The organism is Psychrobacillus sp. Z3-81, from assembly GCF_056620325.1.
The window spans coordinates 1-238 of the sequence record NZ_JBWQPU010000107.1 but is presented as its reverse complement, the minus strand read 5'-3'; the positions used below and the strand labels follow the sequence as shown (position 1 = coordinate 238).

1 rRNA gene is annotated in these 238 nt (G+C 39.1%); it reads left to right on the top strand.

What is annotated here, in order from left to right:
- Positions 1–165 precede the first annotated feature (165 nt).
- Positions 166–238, top strand: a 5S ribosomal RNA gene (gene rrf / locus AC1ECF_RS17810); the annotation flags it as partial.

Here is a 238-nt window from a genome sequence, read left to right as displayed (position 1 = left end):
ATGGCGACATGTGCAGCTGACGAATACTAATCGATCGAGGACTTAACCAATTTGTTTGTTTCTGATGTCCTTTATCCGGTTTTGAAAGAACAAAATTTTATTAAAAAAACACTTGCAAAATTGCACGGATTTGATATAATAATACTTGTCTTTCAAATAAACAGGTCTAGTGATGATGGCGAAGAGGTCACACCCGTTCCCATACCGAACACGGAAGTTAAGCTCTTCAGCGCCGATG